Origin of the sequence: Thalassospira sp. SN3W (assembly GCF_038070535.1) — a bacterium.
Lineage (GTDB): Bacteria > Pseudomonadota > Alphaproteobacteria > Rhodospirillales > Thalassospiraceae > Thalassospira > Thalassospira xiamenensis.
On sequence record NZ_CP121124.1, the window covers coordinates 3,566,790 to 3,583,697 of the forward strand.

The following is a 16,908-nucleotide window of genomic DNA, read 5'->3' on the forward strand; positions in this document are numbered from 1 at the left end:
AACGGTCCTCTAGGTTCGAGGAATTACTTGTTGCAGGCGGCAGCGGCTTCGATCAGATCGGCACCGATATCACCTTCGAACTGCGCCCAGACAGGCTTCATGGCTTCGCGCCATGCTTTGACATCGTCAGCAGACGGTTTGACGAGTTCGGTTTCACCCGAATCAACGATCAGCTGGCGCTGTTCGTCGGCCAGTTTGCCCGACAGGCCGTTGGCATATTCGGTTGCTTCGTCCATGGCCTGTTTCAGGCCAGCCTGGATTTCCGGATCAAGACCGTCCCACCATTTGGTCGAGGTCACGACGAGATAGTCGAGAAGACCGTGGTTGGATTCAGTGATGTAATCCTGAACTTCAAAGAACTTCTGGGAATAAATGTTCGACCAGGTGTTTTCCTGACCGTCAACAACGCCGGTCTGAAGTGCCGAATAGGTCTCGGCGAATGCCATTTTCTGAGGAACGGCATCAACAGCTTCGAACTGTGCAGCAAGTACGTCCGAGCTCTGAATACGGAATTTCAGGCCCGCAGCATCGGCCGGGGTCAAAAGCGGCTTGTTGGCCGAAAGCTGTTTCAGGCCGTTATGCCAGTAACCCAGACCGGTAAGACCCTTGTCTGCCATCGACAGCAGCAATTCCTGGCCTTTTTCGCCTTTCTGGAAGCATTCAACAGCTTCCATGTCGTTGAACAGGAACGGAAGATCGAACAGGCCGAGCTTCGAGGTCCATTTGCCGAATTTCGCAAGCGACGGTGCTGCAAGCTGGACGTCACCACGCAGCATTGCCGGCAGAACCTTGTCGTCATCGAACAGCTGCGAGTTCGGATAAATTTCGACTTTAACCTTGTCACCAAGGATTTCTTCGGCGCGCTTTTTGAAGAATTCAGCGCCCTGGCCCTTCGGGGTGTTCGGGGCAACCACATGGGCGTATTTGACAACAACCTGTGCGGATGCCGCGCTGGTCATGCCAAGAACGGCTGCCATTGCAACGCTGGTTGCGAGAAGTTTTTTGGTAATCGGACGCATCAATAGTCTCCCTATAAGCTTTGTGCGTTTTCCCAGTAGCGCGCCAATTATCGGCGTCGTTCAGGTCGCCGTTTGGCGCTGGGGTGCAACACTGCAATTGCCGGGCCAGTTCTGCATATCTGTCATTACGATAAGTAATATCAGCGGTTTGCAGTATGTTTCGCAATGGTGCGGTGCAGCGTAAGTTCTTCTTTTTGTTGTCTTTCCCGCACATCCCTTCTTCGCAATGTGCGGTCTTCCGCACAATATCTCAAGTTGAAAATGCAAAATTTTTATCGATTGCAGGATTTTTGACGCAGGCGGGGCGGGTGGTTGGTAGGACCAATTGCAAAAGGTGCGGCAAAGGCTTATCCCGCCAGTCGCTTTGTCAGATTACGGGCAGTATTGCGGGGCGATTTGCCCTGATCGTTCCTAACCGTCTGATTTATTGCGAAACTCTGCCGGGACGATGCCGTATTTGGCAAGTTTGTCATAGAAGGTTTTGCGCGGAACGCCCAGTGCATTGACCGTTGCCGTTACATGGCCGCCATGCTGACGGAGTGCCTCGCAGATCACGCCTTTTTCAAATGCTTCGACTTGCTGGGGCAGGGACAGGACATTTTCGGTTGCCTGTGCGCTGTCACCGGCAAACGGATCAAGGCCCAGAACCCGGCGTTCGGCAGCGTTGCGCAATTCGCGGACATTCCCCGGCCAGTCATGGGCAGTCAGGCGGGCGATTTCCGTGCCGTTCAACGGGGCAAATTCCCGGCCAAACCTTCCTTGCGCCTCTTTCATGAAATGCTGGAAAAGAAGGGGGATGTCATCCTTTCGATCACGCAATGGCGGGATGTGCAGTTGCACGACATTCAGCCGGTAATACAAATCCTCGCGGAATGCCCCGCGTGATGATGCCTCGCGCAGATCAATCTTGGTTGCGGCCACCACGCGCAAATCAATAGGTTGCAACTTGTTCGAGCCCAGCCGTTCCAGCGCGCGTTCCTGCAAAACCCGCAGCAGTTTGACCTGAAGCGATAACGGCATGCTTTCGATTTCATCAAGGAACATGGTGCCCTTGTCGGCAAATTCGAATTTGCCGATACGCTTGTTCTCCGCCCCGGTGAATGCGCCCGCTTCGTGGCCGAACAGTTCGGATTCAATAAGGTTTTCAGGCATTGCGCCGCAATTGACTGCCACAAACTGGCCGGGGCGGCCTGATGCCTCGTGCAGGGTGCGCGCAACCACTTCCTTGCCCGCACCTGTTTCGCCATTGATCAGGACATGGGCATCGGTCGCGGCGATATTGCCAATCAGCGTGCGTAGCTTTTCCATGGCAGGCGTGCGACCGATCAGGCCCGATACTTCCTTGCTGTGGCGGGCCAGTTCGGCCTTGAGCGTCCTGTTTTCAAGAACCAGCTGCCGATGGGCCATGGCCCGGCGCGCGATATCGATGAAATGATCCGGGTCGAACGGTTTTTCGATGAAATCAAACGCGCCTTCGCGCATCGCACGCACCGCGGTGGCAACGTCACCATGTCCGGTGACAAGGATCACCGGCATTTCCGGCTCAACCTTGCGCACCTGAGACAGCAATTCCATGCCGTCCATGCGCGGCATGCGGATATCAGTAATCAGGATTCCAGGCCAGCCGCGGCGAACACGTTCCAGCGCCGAACCGGCGTCACTGTGGCATTCGACAAGGATGTCGGCAAGCTCCAGCGTTTGCTGTGCGGCTTCCCGCACATCTTCGTCGTCATCGACAAACAGAACGCAATGGGCCGAGTTATTCAAATGCCTTCCCCTTTTAATCCGTTCCGGATCACGGGGCGATCATACGATGTACCAGCAGATCCGTTTCCGCGCCTTCTGTTTCGGCGGTTTGGCCGGATGTTGTATCAGGCATCGGCGATGCCGTCGAGGTTGATGTGCCGTCATGCCCGGACACCTGTTCTATGCATCGCAATTCAATCGTGAAACAGGCCCCGCCCATCGGGCGGTTTTCCGCACGTATCGTGCCGCCAAAGCTGCGCATGATGCCATAACAGATCGAAAGCCCCAGCCCCAGCCCGTCACCAAACGGTTTGGTGGTGAAGAACGGGTCGAACAGTTTGGGCAAATTTTCGGGCAGGATACCGGGGCCGTTATCGGTAATCGCGACCAGAACGCGACCATCCTTTTCCTCAAGCATGATACCGATTTCGGGGAATTCCTCATCCCGGCAGGCATCGGCGGCGTTGCTCAGGATATTGAGGAATACCTGTTCAAGCTGGTTTTCCTCGGCGGTGACTTTTGGCAGGTTTTCCAACGGCTGATAACGTATGTCGGCCAATCCGGCCCGGCCGGTTTCGCGCAGCAGATCAATCGCCTTTTCCAGCGGTTCGGCCAATTGCACCGGATGGGTGTCATGTTTTGGGCGGCGGGCAAAGGTTTTCAGATGGTTGGTGATCCGACCCATGCGTTCGGTCAGTTCAGAAATCCGGCCCAGATTACGGCTGGCGGTTTCGTCATTGCCGCGCGCAATGAATTTAAGCGCGTTTTCGGCGTAACTTCGAATGGCGGTCAGTGGTTGATTGATTTCGTGTGCAATGCCAGCTGACATCTGGCCAAGGGCGGCAAGTTTGCCAGCCTGCACCAGTTCGGCCTGTGCCGTGCGCAGGGCGTCTTCGGTGCGGCGGCGTTCGCTGATTTCCTCGGCAAGGCGGAGGTTTGTGCTCATGAGGTCGGCGGTACGAAGCCGCACCTGACGTTCCAGTTCACGTTGCGACCAGTCGCGGATTTCTATTTGTTCGAGCATCGCGCGACGGCGTTGCAGCAGCACAAAAATCGTCCCCATGATGATGATATGCATGGCCCCGCCGATGAAGCCCGCTGTCAGGATCGACTGATCAAGAACCGCCTTGTCGGTCAGCAGATAAATATTCCAGCCCTGTTTGGGCAGGGGGCTTCGGATCACAAGATATGGTTTGGCATCATTTTTGGCTTTTCCGCTGGCTTCGGCGTCTGGTTTTGTCGTTGCAGCTTGCCCTGATTGAAGGGTTTCTGGGGTGATGACCTGTGCTGGTGCAAGTGACAGAATACTGATCCCGTCATCGCCGGGCCATTCGCCCTGATGAACGGGCATCGGATCGAGCGGGTATTCACCATATTTGCGCGAAAGCATCAGTTCAGGCCGGTCTTCGGGCGGAATACCGGTCAGGGCGCGAAACCGCCATTCGGGCCGTGATGTAATGATGACGATGCCGTTTTCATCGGTTACCAGAACATTCTCGTTCCCGCGTGCCCAGCGTTGGACAAGGGTTTCAAGATGGGTCTTGACCACCATCACGCCTTCGAATGCTGCCCCGTTCGGGCGGACCGGATGCGAGATATAATAACCCGGGACATTCGACGTGATGCCAAAGGCAAAGTAATGCCCGGTCAGTCCGGCTTCGGCCTGTTTGAAATAGGGACGGAACGCAAAATTTCGCCCGACAAAGGATGCATCGCTGTTCCAGTTGCTGGCCGCAATTGTTGTCCCGTTGCGATCCATGAAATAGATGTCGGATGCACCACTGTCAGCGGCGAGTTTTTCCAGATAGAGATTGACCTCGGCCGCGTCCGACGGGCTGGAATGCAGGGCAAGGTCAAGGATACGTTTGTCACTGGCAAGCGTGATCGGAAGATATTCGTGTTCCTTGATCGCCCCCTGAAGGTTGGAACGATAAAGTTCCAGCTTGTTGCGGCCGTCCTCGGTGATTTCGACAAGACGGGTTTCGCGCCACAGTTCCGTGGTCAGCCATACGGTAACCGGCAGCAATATCAGCATTCCGGCCAAAACCAGCCGGGCACTTCGCTTTGCAGATATTGATGTCTTGAGCATTTCCCGCCAGACCGTTTCAAGAATTATGCCGGGGTATTATGATGACATATTGTTAACAATGCATAGCCGAAAAAGGCTTCGCGTGTCAGGCGCTTGATAAAAGTGCGCACTGTCTGTACCAATCAGGAAACGATCTGGCCTGATCTTGGCCCCACGTTTCCTGCCTGGACGGGAAATCCATATTCCGACAAGGATGTGACCCTGAATGACCGATGATGATGCACGCCTGATCTGGGTTCTGGCCGATGACCGTGCAGGAAACGTCAATCAGGCCATCGGTGTCGCAGAAGCACTGGCACAGCCCTTCAAGCGGGTCGATATCGGTTATACCAATCTGGCACGGTTGCCCAATGTTATCCGCCGGGCCAGCCTTTTGGGGGTGGATACCGGATCACGGGCGCGCCTTGTCGCACCCTGGCCCGATCTGGTGATTGCCGCAGGACGGCGCACCGCACCGATTGCACGCTGGATCAAAAAGCAAAGCAACGGCCATACACGAATTTGTCAGATCATGCGTCCGGATGGGGGCGAGGGGGCGTTTGACCTGATTGCGGTCCCGGCCCATGACCGGATGCCAGCGCGTGACAATGTTGTTGAAATCCCCGGTGCCCCGCATCGGGTAACCGAAACGCGGCTTCTGATCGAAGCCGATCTATGGCGGCCGCATTTCAAGGGGCTGCCAAGCCCGCGCGTGGCACTGATCATCGGCGGCAGCACCAAAAGTACGGTCTTCACCGTGGATATGGCCCGGGAGCTGGTCGGTCGGGCGATTGAGGCGACCGGAGCCATTGATGGTAGCCTGCTGGTCACGACCAGCCGTCGCACAGGCCCGGAGAACGAGGAAATCGTTGCCGAAATGCTCGGCAATTCGGGGCTTGCCTATCATCTGCATGATTGGAGCTCGAAGGCGGAAAATCCGTATTTCGGGTATCTGGCGCTGGCCGATATCATCCTTGTTACCGGAGATTCGGTTTCGATGTGTTGCGAAGCGGCTGCCGCACCGGGCGGGGTTTATATCTATGCCCCCGATGGCATCGCAGGCCCGCGCCATCAACGTCTGCATCAGTCACTTTATGACGGTGGATATGCGCGGCCATTGCTTCCCAACACGGAAATCGTGCCGTTCAGGCATCCATCCCTGCAACCGGCCCGAACGGTAGCGCAGCGGTGCCTTGAACTGCTAAGTGCACCTGTTTCCTGATCTGCCAGAATCCGCGATTTTATTTTTATCGTGATAATGATCGTTACGGAAGTCGGATACCGTTTCCGTGCGGATCAATATGATTGACCAGAAAATCGATGAAGGCCCGGATGCGCGCGGCAAGATGTTCATGCCCGGCAAAGATCGCATGGATCAGCTGTTCGTCATTCGGGTTCCAGTCGGGCAGGATTTCAACCAGTGTTCCGGCCTTCAGATCGCCCTGAACATGGAACCGCCCCAACCGCGCCATGCCCAGCCCCGAAAGGCAAAGGCGGCGCATGGCCGGGCCGCTGTCGCAGAGGAAATTGCCCGATACCGTCCGGCCAAACCGTTCGCCGGTGTCGGGATTGGTGAAAGGCCATTCATTCATCGGGATCGGGAAATTGAACCGCAGGCAATTGTGACTGTCCAGTTCGTCCGGATGGCCGGGCAGGCCGCGTTTGGCAATATATTCCGGCGATGCGACGATGGTGCGGCTGCTTTCGATCAGTTTGCGGGCCTTTAACGATGAGTCGGGCAATGATCCGGATCGGATGGCGATATCGGCCCGTTCCTCAAGCAGATCAATGATCCCGTCGGTCAGGGAAAAATCCAGCTCGACCTCGGGATAGCGTGCGAGAAAGGCCGGGATCAGCGGCTGAACATACATCACGCCAAACGCGATGGAGGCATTGACGCGCAACCGTCCACGCGGGGCGGCCTTGCCGCCGCTTGCGACCGCACGTTCGGCATCGTCGATTTCATCGAGAACACGCTGGGCGCGGACCAGATACATTTCGCCTTCGGGGGTCAGTTGCAATCCGCGTGTGGACCTTACCAGAAGCCGGGTCGCCAGCCGGTCTTCGATCCGTGTGACAAGCTTGCTGACAGCCGATGGCGACAGATGCAGCTTGCGCCCGGCTTCGGAAAAGCTTCTGAGTTCCGCGACCCGGATGAAGACTTCCATTTCCCCTGCGCGATTGTCCAACTGATCCTCCGGCTTTGAATTGAATTCAAAAGCATTTGTCGCGCAATCCGGATTATCGTGCAAGCATTCCATCGGCATAGTGGGCGGCAATGAACGGGGCGGGATGCCCCACCAACCATTTGTGCCCGCAAGCGCATGGCGCGCGGGCCGGAGAATTGAAATGCCGCTTGCTTTATTTGCGTTGACGATCGCGGCCTATGCGATCGGCACGACGGAGTTTGTTGTCGTCGGCCTTTTGCCGACCGTGGCAAACGATCTTTCGGTGACCCTGCCGATGGCGGGGTTGATTGTCAGTGTCTATGCCCTTGGCGTCACATTCGGTGCGCCGGTTTTAACCGCCCTGACCGGGCGCATGCACCGCAAGACCCTGATGCTGGGGCTGATGGGGGTGTTTGTGGTTGGCAACAGTGCCGCCGCCCTTAGCCCGAGTTATGAAATGCTTCTGGTGGCGCGGGTGATTTCGGCCTTTGCGCATGGTGTGTTTTTCTCCATCGGGGCGACGATTGCCGCCGATCTGGTGCCGGAAAACCGCCGGGCATCGGCGATTGCGATGATGTTCATGGGGTTGACGGTTGCGATTGTGACCGGTGTGCCGCTTGGCACCTATATCGGTCAGATGTTTGGCTGGCGGGCGACGTTTTGGGGTGTTTCGCTTCTTGGCGTGATTGCCTTTGTCGGGATTGCGGCTTTGCTGCCCTCGAACCTCAGCCGGGCGGAACCCGCACGCCTGCTTGATCAGGTGCGCGTGCTTGGCAGTGGCCGGTTGCTTCTGGTGTTTGGCATGACGGCGTTTGGTTATGGCGGCACGTTTGTCACCTTTACCTATCTGTCTGCCGTGCTTCAGGATATTACGGGTTTCAGTGAATCCAGTGTCAGCCTTATCCTCGTTGCTTATGGGCTTGCGATTGCGGTTGGCAACCTTGCCGGGGGACGCATTGCGGATCGGAACCCGGTCCGGGCGTTGACCATCCTGTTTGCCTTGCAGGCCGTCACACTTGTGATCTTTACCTTTACTGCCGTGTCGCCGATCCTTGCGGTTATTACGCTGGCGGCCCTTGGTTTCCTGCAATTTGCCAATGTGCCGGGGCTTCAGCTTTATGTCGTGCAACTGGCAAAGCTGCACCGGCCGGGCGGGGTAGATGTCGCATCGGCGCTGAACATTGCGGCCTTTAACCTTGGTATTGCGATTGGAGCGTGGGTTGGCGGGATTGTCGTGTCCTCGTCGCTTGGCCTGTCGGCAACGCCTTGGGTTGCGGCCCTTCTGGTCGCGTTTGCTGTCGGCCTGACCATGATCAGCGGCGCGCTGGATCGTCGGTCCGATAACGCCCTTCAGACCGCATAACCGATATCGGGTTGCCGCATCCTGTTCACCGGATGTGGCAACCTTTGCCGGAAAGGCTTGTTTTAATGGTCTTTCTGGCGTTTTCTGATTGTTCGCCCCACAAAACCGGTTTTGATATGTCCATTTCGACTGCCCTGCCTGCTGCCGTTCCCGCGCATTTCCCGCGCCAGATTGCGGTTCTGATCCTTGTTGTTGTTGCCTGTTCCTTTGCCGGGAACCATGTGGCGGCAAGGCTGGCATTTGAAAACGGCACCGGGTTGCTTCTGGCGATCCTGTGCCGGTCCGGTGTGGCTTTGGCCATCCTGATCACGCTTGTGATCTGGCAACGCCAGACGGTCCGGCTTCCGGCCGGAAGTCGGAAATGGCAGATATTGCTGGGGCTTCTGGTCACCATTCAAAGCCTGTGCCTGTATTCGGCGGTGGCCCGCATTCCGGTCGCGTTGGCCCTTTTGACGGCCAACAGTTTCCCGATCATTCTGGCGTTGCTGACCTGGGCGTTGGGTGGGGCTCGACCGACATTGAAATCGGCGGCCTTGATGCTGTTTATCCTGTCGGGGCTTGTTTTAGCACTTGATGTGCCCGGCGTTCTGGCGATGGAGGGTGATGTCGGTGCGAACTGGTGGCAGGGGATTGTCTTTGCGCTTGGTGCGGCAACGTCCTTTGCCGTGGCGCTTTGGGTGACCGATCACAAATTGTCGGCTTTGCGCGGATCGGTGCGCAGCATGTTCACCATGCTGATTGTGTTTGCATCGATGATCGTGGCCGGTTTCGCCGAACTGGTGCCGGGCGGGATGAATTTGCCCGCGGCAACGCCCGGCTGGCTTGGTCTTGGTGCATTGGTACTGCTTTATGGTGGTGCCTTTTCCGTCCTGTTCATCTCGGTGCCGCGGCTGAATATGGCGCGCAATGCGCCGGTGATGAATATGGAACCGATTGCCACCCTGCTGTTTGGCTGGGTGGTGCTGGAACAGATGATCAGCCCGGCCCAGATGCTGGGCGGGTTGGTCGTGATTACCGGGATTGTCATCCTGACGGTGCGCAAATCGGCCTGAGTGCCGGAATTATCGGAACCTTCGGGTTCGGCAGCCGTTGCGAAGACAGTCGCGACATTTCCAATGAGGAATTCAGATGTTTGATGTATCTGCAAGTGGTGCGGTGATCCCCGCCCTTGGCTTTGGCACGTTTCGCATGCCCGAAGCCGACGTTTTGCGTATCGTGCCCAAGGCGATCCAGACCGGCTTTCGCCATATCGATACCGCCCAGATTTACGACAACGAAGCCGCGGTAGGGCAGGCGATCCTTGATAGCGGCGTTCCGCGCAAGGACATCTTCCTGACCACCAAGGTCTGGGTCAGCAATTACGGGCATGATGCCTTTATCAAGTCGGTCGATGAAAGCCTTGAAAAGCTTAAAACCGATTATGTCGATCTGCTGCTGTTGCATTGGCCGAACAAGGATGTGTCGCTTGCCGATCAGATCGGGGCGTTAAACGAGGTCAGGCAGGCCGGCAAAGTGCGCCATATCGGGGTTAGTAATTTCAACATTGCCCTGATGGACGAGGCCGCCGCGCTATCGGATGCGCCGCTTGTGACCAATCAGGTCGAATATCATCCGTTCATTGATCAGACCAAGGTCATGGACGTTGCGCGCAAGCATGGCATGGCCCTGACCGCCTATTATGCGATGGCCGATGGCAAGGTGCTGGAGAATGAGCAGCTTGGCGAGATTGCCAAATCGCATGACAGGTCGGTCGCACAGGTGGTTTTGCGCTGGTTGTTGCAGCAGAATGATGTGATTGCCCTGTCGAAAACCGCAACCGAAAGCCGGGTCGCGGAAAATTTCGATATCTTTGATTTCGAACTGAGCGGCGAGGAAATGCAGGCCATTCATGGTCTGGCCGATGAAAACGGCCGGATCGTCAGCCCCGACGGGCTGGCACCCGATTGGGACTGATGCTGCTTTCAGGAAGCGACAAGGCCGGGGAAACAGATTTTCCCGGATAAGATATTGAGAAATATATCTTTTATGTCGTAATGAGTTTTGATTGGGAACTTTTTCCGGTTTTCTGGAAAAAAGTTCTTGATTTGTTCTTTTTCTTGTGGCATAAAGATAAAGTCAACAGGACAAATGGGTCCGGAGACAAAACCCGCAAAGCGTGATTCGCTTTTGTGGGTTTTTTGCGTTTCGGGCGGCAAAAACAGGAATGAGACGATGACAGGGCAGCGATCTGAAAGGCCGCAATGGCGGAGGCGGTAACGCCAAAGGGACGTTCATGGCGCATGGAAAAGTCATTACGGCGGTGGTGCGTCCGGGCCGTAAGGCCGTCGGATATTTGCGAAAACTGTGGTTTGTCATGACGGGAGAAATGTGCCCTTAGGGCAAGGGTGTTTGTTCGGGGCAGCGAGAGCCGGGGCGAAGTTGGTTCGGTCCAGTTCAGTCCGGTCGGTGAAGCGTGACAATGCCGAGAATCAGCAGGCCCGAATTGCGCCCGAATTGCGCCCGGATTGGATCGGCACGGGATCGGCTGGTGGGGATTGGCTGGCAGGATCGGTTGTCAGCGGGCTGGTGGTGTGTTCGGCGGTCCCGAAAGGTTGGTCATCGATGGCGGGATTTGTGTGCCTGCCATGCGGCAACGTGTGGCCCTTGGGGTGAGGTGCGTTTGCGGCGTCAACCGAGGGCGGTAGGTGCTTGTTCAGGGCAGCGTGGTCCGTCCGGGCGGTGGCGTTTGGCGATGCCGGGGGCGGCGGGCTTGGCTTGGCGGGTTTGGATCGGTTTGCCTGGAGCGGCGGGCGGGATCGGTTGCCTGCGGGGCGATGGTGCGTTCGGAGATGCCGAAACGTGGGTCATTGATGGCGGGATTTGTGCCTGCCATGCGACAACGTTCTTGCCTTTGGGGCGAGGTGCGTTTGTGGTGTCCATCGAAAGCCCGAGGTGTTTGTTCGGGGCAGTACGGACTGGGGCTAGGTCGGTCTGGTGCAACCCGGTTCAGTCCTGTCCTGTCCTGTCCTGTCCGTCCAGCCCACCTGGTCGGTGACGTTTGGTGATGTCGAGGGGCAGCAGGGCTGGTTGGCTGGATTGGCTGGATTGGCTTGTCGATTGATCAAAATCGTCATTCCGGGCGAAGCGGAGCGCAGACTCGGAATCCATATCCCATTGAAAGAGACTGGATTCCCGCCTTCGCGGGAATGACGATGAGGTTGGGAATGACAATCGGATTGGGAGTGCTGTGTCAGCGGCCTGAGGGCCGGGGTTATCCGGCCCTGTTGACAGCCACATCTAGACCGCCTGTGAATGCCGTCCGTGGGCGTGATCAAGATAGGTATCAAACGCCGCACACACCGCCCGGACAAGCGGTCGGCCGCTTTCGGTTAGGTGGATGTGTGTGCCGTTAACTTCGACGATGCCATCCTGTGTCATGGCGCGGACCCGGTCGATTTCGCATGTGAAGCGGTCGACGGATGTGCCGTGATCGGCGCAGATGGCGGCGACATCAACCGTCAGGTTGCACATCAGTTCATTGATGATGTCGCGCCGGATGCGGTCCTCGTTACTGACCGCAATGCCCTTTTCAATGCCGCATTCACCGGCCTCAACCGCGCGTTGCCAGCGGGCAAGAGCCGGGTCGTTCTGGGCATAGCCCTGCGGCAGGGATGAAATGGCGGAGGGGCCAAAGCCGATCAATGCTTCGGCGCGGTCGGTGGTGTAACCCTGAAAGTTCCGGTGCAAAAGGCCGCTTTTCTGCGCGATGGCCATGGCGTCGTCATCGCGGGCGAAATGGTCAAGGCCGATGGCGCTGTAACCATGCGAGGTCAGCCGGGTCTGGATGGCTTCGTATTGGGCCCAGCGGGCTGCGGTGTCGGGCAGGGCTTCGGTCGGGATCAGGTTCTGGTGTTTTTTCATCCATGGCACATGGGCATAACCGAATACCGACAGGCGGTCGGGGTTCAGCGTGACCGTCTGATCGACGGTTTCGATGATGCTATCCACCGTCTGGAACGGCAGGCCATACATCAGATCGACATTGATGCCCGAAATTTTGTGCGCACGCAGACGGGCAATGACGTCTTCGACCAGCTCAAACGATTGCACGCGGTTGACCGCGCGCTGGACAAACGGGTTGAAATCCTGAATGCCGATGCTGGCGCGGGTAAAACCGCAATCGGCCATGGCATCGATAAATTCCGGGGTGGCTGTGCGCGGATCCATTTCAAGGGCGACTTCGGCATCGTCAAGGATATCGATGCGATCTGTCAGATCAGCCATGATCGCGCGCAGGTCTTCGGGTTTAAGTGCCGTCGGGCTGCCGCCGCCAAAATGAATGTGCGAAACCTTGAAACGATGCGCGGGGTCAAGCTTTGACAGAAGGCTTGCGATTTCAGCCCGAAGGGCGACAACAAAATTGCCAACCGGGTCATATTGCCTGGTGATTTTGGTGTTGCAGCCGCAGAACCAGCACATTTCCCGGCACCACGGAATATGCAGATAAAGCGATAAGGGTTGTGCGGGATCAAGGTCACCCAGCCAGCTTTCGAAAACCTTGCCATTCACCGACGCACTGAAATGCGGTGCGGTCGGATAGCTGGTATAGCGCGGCAGACGCAGGTCGTATTTTTCGTAAAGGGCGAGTTGCATGACGGACATCCCGAAAATTCGTTCTGTCCGTCTTTTGCATTATTCCAAATTCATCTTCCTTGATATGCGTCAAGGAGCGGCAAAGCGGGAAATTACAGATGCTTGAAAGCTGAAATCAGATCAGCGCGCAGGATCGCTAGCCGTTCATTGCCGGTTTCCTCGTCATACGGTTCGGCCTTGCCGACACCCCAGATCGGGCCGGGCCATGCGGCATCATTTTTGAACCGGGCGACGACGTGGCAATGCAGTTGCGGAACCATGTTGCCCAGCATCGCGACATTGGTTTTATGTGCGTCGAAGCGACGTTTCAGCGTTGCTGAAACAGCGGCGCATTCATCGCCCAGCAATTTGCGTTCATCCGCGCTCAGATCATCATAATCGACCAGATTGGCGCGTTTTGGGACCAAAATCAGCCAGGGATAGCGGGCGTCGTTCATCAGCAGCACGTGGGACAGCGGACCATCCGTAACGAGATCGGTATCGGTGGCAAGTTGCGGATGAAGGGCGAATTCGTCGATCATGGCGGGCCTCTTTTGGGGCTTGGGGCGGATGAATGCAAAATCTTATAATCGGAACGCATCAGCTTGTCGCGCGTTCCAGCAAAGGAGGGCAAAATTGCCCATCCAATTGTTCTTTTTGAATAACTTGCAAATCACCCCGTTCCTGACTAGCTAGAGCCGGGGTCGGACAAATGCATGACAGGAGCATGACCGGCATGACGGACAAGAAGCGGGTGGTAATTGTGGGTGCGGGTTTCGGGGGCATGAGTGCCGCCAAGAAACTTGCGGGCAAGGATGATGTTGATGTCATCCTGATCGACAAGCGCAATCATCATCTGTTTCAGCCACTGCTTTATCAGGTGGCGACGGCCGACCTGTCGCCCGCCGAAATCGCCTGGCCGATCCGCAGTATTTTCAGCCGTTATCCCAATGTTTCCGTCTTCATGGGCGAGGTCACCGGCCTTGATTTGCCGGGGCGGCGGATCATCGCCGGGGATCGCGACCTTTCATACGATTATCTGGTGATCGCGACCGGGGCGGTGACATCCTATTTCGGGAATGATCACTGGGCGATGGTCGCACCGGGCCTTAAAAACATTACCGAGGCGACCGATATTCGCAAAAGCCTGCTTCTGGCGTTTGAGCGCGCGGAAAACAGCGAAGACCCGGAAGAACGGCGCCGGTTGCTGAACTTTGTCGTGGTTGGTGGTGGGCCGACCGGGGTTGAGATGGCCGGGGCGATTGCCGAGCTTGCCAAGCAGGCATTATCCCATGATTTCCGCCGGATCGATCCACGCGATGCACGCATCATCCTTGCCGAAGGTGGCCCCAGATTGCTGGGCGCGTTCCCGGAGGACCTATCGGAATATACCCGCAAATCCCTTGAAAAAATCGGGGTCGAGGTCCGGGTCAATCAGCAGGTTTCCGACATTACCGCGATGGGTGCGCAGATCGGCGATGAGTTCATTCCGAGCGCCAATGTGATCTGGGGTGCCGGGGTCCGGGTTGATCATCTGGCCGACTGGACCGGGCGGGAATGCGACCGGGGTGGCCGGGTGATGGTCAATACCGATCTGTCGGTGCCGGGCCATGAGGATGTTTTTGTCATCGGTGATGCGGCGCATGTGCCGTGGCGCGATGGCATGACGGTGCCGGGGATTGCCCCGGCGGCCAAGCAGCAGGGCAAATATGTTGGCGGGCGTATTCTTGATCATATGGCAAGCCTTGAAACGCCGCCATTTGCCTATCGCCATGCCGGAAATCTGGCGACGATTGGCCGCCATCGGGCGGTGATTGACCTGAACGGATTGAAGCTGCGCGGCTGGCTGGCGTGGTGGTTCTGGGGGCTTGCGCATATCTATTTTCTGATCGGTTTGCGTGCGCCCGCGCTTGTGATGGTGCAGTGGGTGTGGAGTTATCTGTTCCGTAAAAAGGGTGCGCGCCTGATCACCGGGCTGATGTCGGGCGAGGTGTCGGAGCAAGCAAGCCCCGCATCAAGCGCAGCATCAAGCCCGGGGCAGAAAAACGACAGGAACACCACCGGGGGAATGAGGGGGCGATCCATTCCCAGGTGATGGTGCCATCAGGCTTTTCATGCCGTCATGGCGGTATCGGACACCTGCGCGTGACGTGCCTGTAGTTGCATGACGATATCGGTGACCTTTGCCTCGGCATCGGCGATGGATTTTTGGGTGCGTTCATCGCCGAATTCGTCATATTCGATGGCGGTGCTGTGCTGATCGGTGATGCCGATATATTCCAGCGGGGCGAAGACGCCGCCTTCGACATGGTTAAGATGGGCAACACGTCCACCCGGATCATATCCGAAATCGCCGCGCGAGGATAAAACCACCACCGATTTGCCACCGGTCAGCATTGGCCAGTAGGGGACGCCATCACGCGACCGGTCAAAGCCGAAGGTGACGCCGACGCGGACGATATTTTCGATCCATGCCTTCATCTGGGCGGGCATGCCGAAATTATACATCGGCACCCCGGCAACAATCACATCGGCACGCAGCAATTCGGCAAGCAGTTCGTCACTTTCAGCCAGAACCTGATGCATCCAGTCTTCGCGCTGTTCGGGTTTGGTGAAGGCGGCGTGAACCCAGTCACCGGTTACCGGGCTGGGTGGATTGGCGCCGACATCGCGATAGATGATTTCGTCATCCGGGCGGGTGGCGCGCCATTGTTCGATGAATTTGGCGGTAAGGCGGCGCGAGTGGGAGCCGTGGGCACGGGTGTCGGATCGGCCGGGGCGGGCACTGCTGTCGATATGAAGGAGGGTTGTCATGGGGCACCTTTGATCGTTAATGATGATCTGTGATAATCTTTGTTCATCTGCTTCGATTTGCGTTACCCAATATTTGACTTGGATACAGGTTTTGATCAAAATCGAATATCTCAGCCAATAGATGAATTGAGTTCATCCATATGCCCTTGCCCCCGCTTGCGACCCTGCGTGCTTTTGAGGCCGCCGCCCGACACCTTAGTTTCAAGCGGGCAGCGTCCGAACTTGCCGTGACGCCAACCGCGATCAGCCATCAGGTGCGATTGCTTGAAGAAACGCTTGGTATGCGGTTGTTTGATCGCAAGCCAAGGCAGGTAACACTGACCGCCGCCGGGCAGGAGCTTTATCCGACGTTGCGCGATGGTTTTGCCGGTTTTGCCGTGGCGATTGACCGGGTCAAGGCGCGCAAGCCCCAACGCGGGCTGACGGTATCGGTGCTGGCATCGTTTGCCGCCAAATGGCTGTTGCCGCGCCTTGGCGGTTTTCAGACAGCACATCCCGATATTCATTTGCGGCTGCATACATCGGCCGAGGTGGTTGACCTTCATTCCGGGATGGCCGATGCGGCGGTGCGGTATGGCAGGGGGCCTTTTGCGGGCATGGTGGTGCAAACCCTGTTTGCCGACCGGTTCGCGCCGGTTTGCAGCCCGATGTTAAACATCCAACAGCCCAACGACCTGCGCGGGCAGACCTTTTTGCATCTGGAATGGTTGCGCCCGGACGAGGCAACGCCGACCTGGGCGCGGTGGTGCAAGCGGGCCGGGTTGGATGATGTCGATTTATCAAGCGGGCTTAGTTTCAGTGACGATACCCACGCCATTCAGGCCGCGATTGCGGGGCAGGGTGTTGTTCTGGCCAGTTCGGAAATGGTGCGCTCGGAAATCGCCGCAGGGCTTCTGGTGCAGCCGTTCGGCCCGGTGATGGAAGGGCATCATTATCACCTGATCCATACCGGCAGGAGTGCGAACATCAAGGAAATCGAGGCATTCGGTGCGTGGCTTGCGGACGAAATTGCCAAAGATGGTGCCGTGTGATGAAGGTGTCCGGGGTGCCGTCCTGCTTTGGCATTGACGCGGCGACGGCGATGCGAAACCATGACATTCCGAAATCATCCCCCAAGCA

13 protein-coding genes are annotated in these 16,908 nt (G+C 57.1%); 6 read left to right on the forward strand and 7 right to left on the reverse strand.

Features of this window, described 5'->3' with window-relative positions:
- Positions 1–23: 23 nt before the first annotated feature.
- The 3 genes from P8T57_RS16360 to P8T57_RS16370 form a co-directional block, all read right to left on the reverse strand.
- Complete coding sequence (locus P8T57_RS16360) at positions 24–1,019, reverse strand: TRAP transporter substrate-binding protein (RefSeq protein WP_007090928.1); 996 nt, start codon at positions 1,017–1,019, stop codon at positions 24–26.
- A 411-nt stretch (positions 1,020–1,430) separates the two neighbouring features.
- On the reverse strand, positions 1,431–2,786 hold the full coding sequence (locus tag P8T57_RS16365; protein WP_341363694.1) for a sigma-54 dependent transcriptional regulator: 1,356 nt from the start codon (positions 2,784–2,786) through the stop codon (positions 1,431–1,433).
- A gap of 28 nt (positions 2,787–2,814) precedes the next feature.
- Positions 2,815–4,800, reverse strand: coding sequence for an ATP-binding protein (locus P8T57_RS16370; RefSeq protein WP_341363695.1), 1,986 nt, complete (start codon positions 4,798–4,800; stop codon positions 2,815–2,817).
- A 259-nt stretch (positions 4,801–5,059) separates the two neighbouring features.
- On the opposite strand from P8T57_RS16370, the gene P8T57_RS16375 reads away from it, so the two are divergent.
- The gene (locus P8T57_RS16375; protein ID WP_341363696.1) at positions 5,060–6,055 is read left to right on the forward strand and encodes a mitochondrial fission ELM1 family protein; all 996 of its coding nucleotides are present in this window, start codon (positions 5,060–5,062) and stop codon (positions 6,053–6,055) included.
- Positions 6,056–6,098: 43 nt separating this feature from the next.
- Here P8T57_RS16375 and P8T57_RS16380 read toward each other — a convergent pair whose 3' ends face one another.
- On the reverse strand, positions 6,099–7,022 hold the full coding sequence (locus P8T57_RS16380; protein WP_037990013.1) for a LysR family transcriptional regulator: 924 nt from the start codon (positions 7,020–7,022) through the stop codon (positions 6,099–6,101).
- A gap of 160 nt (positions 7,023–7,182) precedes the next feature.
- Between P8T57_RS16380 and P8T57_RS16385 the strand changes: the two genes are divergently transcribed.
- From P8T57_RS16385 to P8T57_RS16395, 3 genes are all read left to right on the forward strand, one after another.
- Entirely contained in the window at positions 7,183–8,364 is a 1,182-nt protein-coding gene (locus tag P8T57_RS16385; protein ID WP_007090933.1) for an MFS transporter, read from the forward strand.
- A gap of 116 nt (positions 8,365–8,480) precedes the next feature.
- Positions 8,481–9,416, forward strand: coding sequence for a DMT family transporter (locus P8T57_RS16390; protein WP_341363697.1), 936 nt, complete (start codon positions 8,481–8,483; stop codon positions 9,414–9,416).
- A gap of 76 nt (positions 9,417–9,492) precedes the next feature.
- Positions 9,493–10,317, forward strand: a complete 825-nt coding sequence (locus P8T57_RS16395; protein WP_341363698.1) for an aldo/keto reductase — start codon at positions 9,493–9,495, stop codon at positions 10,315–10,317.
- Between the two features lie 1,323 nt (positions 10,318–11,640).
- Here P8T57_RS16395 and hemN read toward each other — a convergent pair.
- Together hemN and P8T57_RS16405 are read right to left on the reverse strand one after the other, a co-directional pair.
- A complete protein-coding gene (gene hemN / locus P8T57_RS16400; protein WP_341363699.1) occupies positions 11,641–12,996 on the reverse strand; it encodes an oxygen-independent coproporphyrinogen III oxidase in 1,356 nt (451 codons plus the stop codon).
- A gap of 92 nt (positions 12,997–13,088) precedes the next feature.
- Positions 13,089–13,517, reverse strand: coding sequence for an HIT family protein (locus P8T57_RS16405; RefSeq protein ID WP_341363700.1), 429 nt, complete (start codon positions 13,515–13,517; stop codon positions 13,089–13,091).
- A 194-nt stretch (positions 13,518–13,711) separates the two neighbouring features.
- Between P8T57_RS16405 and P8T57_RS16410 the strand changes: the two genes are divergently transcribed.
- Entirely contained in the window at positions 13,712–15,070 is a 1,359-nt protein-coding gene (locus P8T57_RS16410) for an NAD(P)/FAD-dependent oxidoreductase (RefSeq protein WP_341363701.1), read from the forward strand.
- 17 nt (positions 15,071–15,087) lie between these two features.
- On the opposite strand, the gene P8T57_RS16415 is transcribed toward P8T57_RS16410, so the two are convergent.
- Positions 15,088–15,789, reverse strand: coding sequence for an NAD(P)H-dependent oxidoreductase (locus P8T57_RS16415; protein WP_341363702.1), 702 nt, complete (start codon positions 15,787–15,789; stop codon positions 15,088–15,090).
- 140 nt (positions 15,790–15,929) lie between these two features.
- On the opposite strand from P8T57_RS16415, the gene gcvA reads away from it, so the two are divergent.
- On the forward strand, positions 15,930–16,820 hold the full coding sequence (gcvA, locus tag P8T57_RS16420; protein ID WP_341363703.1) for a transcriptional regulator GcvA: 891 nt from the start codon (positions 15,930–15,932) through the stop codon (positions 16,818–16,820).
- Positions 16,821–16,908: the final 88 nt, after the last annotated feature.

Coding starts and splice junctions, on each gene's coding strand:
- P8T57_RS16360 (WP_007090928.1), bottom strand. CDS start 1,019: ATGCGTCCGATTACCAAAAAACTTCTCGCAACCAGCGTTGCAATGGCA.
- P8T57_RS16370 (WP_341363695.1), bottom strand. CDS start 4,800: ATGCTGATATTGCTGCCGGTTACCGTATGGCTGACCACGGAACTGTGG.
- P8T57_RS16375 (WP_341363696.1), top strand. CDS start 5,060: ATGACCGATGATGATGCACGCCTGATCTGGGTTCTGGCCGATGACCGT.
- P8T57_RS16385 (WP_007090933.1), top strand. CDS start 7,183: ATGCCGCTTGCTTTATTTGCGTTGACGATCGCGGCCTATGCGATCGGC.
- P8T57_RS16390 (WP_341363697.1), top strand. CDS start 8,481: ATGTCCATTTCGACTGCCCTGCCTGCTGCCGTTCCCGCGCATTTCCCG.
- P8T57_RS16395 (WP_341363698.1), top strand. CDS start 9,493: ATGTTTGATGTATCTGCAAGTGGTGCGGTGATCCCCGCCCTTGGCTTT.
- hemN (WP_341363699.1), bottom strand. CDS start 12,996: ATGCAACTCGCCCTTTACGAAAAATACGACCTGCGTCTGCCGCGCTAT.
- P8T57_RS16405 (WP_341363700.1), bottom strand. CDS start 13,517: ATGATCGACGAATTCGCCCTTCATCCGCAACTTGCCACCGATACCGAT.
- P8T57_RS16410 (WP_341363701.1), top strand. CDS start 13,712: ATGACGGACAAGAAGCGGGTGGTAATTGTGGGTGCGGGTTTCGGGGGC.
- P8T57_RS16415 (WP_341363702.1), bottom strand. CDS start 15,789: ATGACAACCCTCCTTCATATCGACAGCAGTGCCCGCCCCGGCCGATCC.
- gcvA (WP_341363703.1), top strand. CDS start 15,930: ATGCCCTTGCCCCCGCTTGCGACCCTGCGTGCTTTTGAGGCCGCCGCC.